Source organism: Aquimarina sp. I32.4, from assembly GCF_002924285.1.
Classification (GTDB): domain Bacteria; phylum Bacteroidota; class Bacteroidia; order Flavobacteriales; family Flavobacteriaceae; genus Aquimarina.
The window spans coordinates 1-2,967 of record NZ_PGUB01000203.1 but is presented as its reverse complement, the minus strand read 5'-3'; the positions used below and the strand labels follow the sequence as shown (position 1 = coordinate 2,967).

Annotated in this window: 2 protein-coding genes; both read right to left on the bottom strand. The window is 30.2% G+C overall.

Annotated elements, in window-relative coordinates; all coding sequences use genetic code 11:
- Positions 1-230: 230 nt before the first annotated feature.
- Complete coding sequence (locus CVD18_RS21870) at positions 231-677, bottom strand: hypothetical protein (protein WP_103867579.1); 447 nt, start codon at positions 675-677, stop codon at positions 231-233.
- Positions 678-858: 181 nt separating this feature from the next.
- Positions 859-2,490 (bottom strand): DUF262 domain-containing protein, encoded by a 1,632-nt coding sequence (locus CVD18_RS21865; RefSeq protein WP_103867578.1) that lies wholly within the window; start codon positions 2,488-2,490, stop codon positions 859-861.
- Positions 2,491-2,967: the final 477 nt, after the last annotated feature.

Sequence of the window (2,967 nt, the reverse complement as noted above, 5' to 3'; positions counted from 1 at the left end):
ATTGCGTTCACTTCGAATCAAACTTGGATGAATTTTAAAAATATAGCACTAGATCATATGTATTTTAGAACTTAGCCATAAAATATTGTATGGTGCTTGGTTGATGGTTCATGGTTGGTCTCTTTGTTTTGAAATTAAGTCAGGAGATTTCTAGGGCTTAATTTAAAGGTTTAGACTTTTGGCTTAAGCCACCAAAACCCGTATTTACCATAATCATTGCTATATACTTTCTATTTCTTTTTTATTCCATAGATAGCTCCTTTAGAATCTGCTGCTGTTTGCGAAAATTCTCCTTGAAATATATTTTCATTAATCTGTCCTTTAAATATTCCACTTGTCTGTCTCTGCTTGCCATTCTCAATATAGTTAATTATAAATTGCTTCCCATTTATTGAACCTTTTAGCCTAAGATTGGTGCGTTCAATATAATTAAGTTTAATATTATTTACCTTAATCTTTTCACCTGTCCCTTCCAGTTCTTGGCCATTTTGAGTTATATGTAAAACCCATTCTATATTCATTCCAATATAATTAGACATCTGAGAATCTTGAATTTCTGAAGTCATTATCCATTCGCCTTGAAATTCAGAAGATTTATTTTTATTTATTTGCCATACTGTTATCAATACCGCTACAATACCTACAATTGTACCAGTTTTGGTGTATTTACCTTCCATTTCGTGTTTTTTGATTAACAACCATTATAAGTATTACTTGTTGTATTGTTTATATTTAAGAAATTGTATGTAACCAGTCTTCTTATGAAAATTAGCTAATTTCACACACTAACTTTTCCATTTAACAATGCCCCTTTTTTATAATTTACTTACTATAATTTTAATTACTAAATGTTATTTTTTATACAACGTTGGTATACGTTTTTATTTCCCAAATTTTCTTAGCTAGTTTCAATAATTCTGATTGCCTTTTCTCAATTTCACTTAATGTCCACTCTTCAGTATCACAAACTTTTTTAGTCAAATCAAATGAAGTCGCCTCGTTTTTTCTTTGATAGATTTCTCTTTTTCTGCCGAAAGAATGATTTTGTGCTTGAGAGTTTTTTCGGCCACTCAATAATACCAAATTTCCAAGTTTATGAACATTATTTTCAACTTGTTCTTCATTAAATCTTGATTTCCAATATTCGTCTGTTCCTGTTTGTGGTAAAATATGTTCTATTGAAATCAGTCCTGAATAATTTTTAAGTACAGAATCGTCTTGACTAGCTGTATCCATACGCAACAAAACAGCTTTAGCGTAAGACATTCCGTAAACATTGCTGTTTAGAAGGCTAAAAAACTCTTCGTTATTTGTGTAACTATAAATTAACTCTGTTATTTCTTCTTCCCTTGCTCCTCCTTTAAGTTTATTAATCACATTGTAATAAACTGTATTCCTTTTAGTTCTTCCCAAACGTCTTACCCAATTTTGATAGGTAATCTTTTCTATTAGTCCAATGAAATCATCAAAAGGCATATTTTCGATAGGTTTGTTCATATATGCAAGAACTGGTGGAATCCACTCATCATAACTGACATTAAATAAAGATTGAACAAACTTTTTTGTTCTATTATCACTGAACTCAAGTGTTCTTAATTTTTTATAATTTTTAGCAGAGTTCACAAGGGTTTTACAAAAATCTTCTGCACTAATTTGATTGTCTTTTAAATAATCAACATATTCTTGATATAAATCTTTTTGAGCTTTATTTGCTTTTAAGGCAGTTCTGTAGTGACTTAAAAAGCTATCAAGGTGTTTTATTGTTATTATGTCTTCTAACTGATTCCAATATTGTTCAATCTTGTTTTGTTCAAGTTCAGTTTTTGAGAGTCCAAATAGTTGGTTTTTTAGTAAATCGCCATTAGATAATGAAAGTCCTCTAGCATTTAAAACATTAAATAATCTATAAGCAGATTCAAAACTATCTGTATTTACAAATACAACATATACACTTTGTAATAGGTAGTTTGCATATTTTTTGAGGTATGTTTCATTTTTATCCCTGAAAAACTTTTCTACGGTTTTTAAGTTGTTCAAAAACTTTTGTTCTATCTCACCAAGAGAGTATTCGGTGTCTATTTTTTTACCTAAAAGAATATGTTCATAAAAGAATAGATGCTCTTTATTACGAACTTTAAGTCTTGGTTGTTCAGGTTCTTCAGTAAATGCATTAATGGGTAATATTTTTTTCTGAATTTCTGCTTTTGCAGTTTCGTCAGAAATCAAATTTCGTAATCCAGCGAAAATCAATGTTAATGTTGTCAATCTTTGCTGTCCGTCAACAACTTCATATTGTTTTTTGCTTTTTTCGATTGTGATAATTGAACCAATAAAATACTCAATTAAATCATTCTCAAAAGCATCAGCTACATCACTAATCAATTCACTAACATTGTCTTCAGTCCAAGAGTATGGTCTTTGATATTTTGGTATTTCGTAAATGTGATTGTCAGCAAAAATACTTGATATGTCTTTTTCTTCAGCTTTCATTTATGTTGCTTGTCTTAAATATGTGTTAACTTTAAAATATAGTAACTATACGTCTATTTGATATCTAAAATAAAAATACTACGATTTTTTATAGAAGCGGTTACGGGAAACCCTCATGAAAAATTAATAAAATATTGTATGGTAACTGGTATTGAGAAGTGAGTATTGAGAAGTGAGAAAACTGTATTGAGTATTAGTTATTGGGTGCTCTATAGTACTCCTTGGTTCCCACCCTGCGCTGGGAGGACAAAACTTTCTCTATAAAACAGCGTTGGTATTTGGTTGGTGGTGAAACTTGGTATATATAAATAAAGCTTCTGTATAGAGGGGTATAGTGTGTTGTTTATGAGATTGTGTGGCGGTTTCCTTTGTTGAACTAATCCTCGTTGCCTCGGGAGCTTTTTTTTAGCTACTTACAAAAATACCTTAACTTGATGACTCGACAAAAATCTTAAGCATATGTATATAAAAAAAGTC

What these genes read in the sequence shown, in the direction of transcription:
- CVD18_RS21870 (WP_103867579.1), bottom strand. Translation starts at nt 677, where the DNA reads ATGGAAGGTAAATACACCAAAACTGGTACAATTGTAGGTATTGTAGCG.
- CVD18_RS21865 (WP_103867578.1), bottom strand. Translation starts at nt 2,490, where the DNA reads ATGAAAGCTGAAGAAAAAGACATATCAAGTATTTTTGCTGACAATCAC.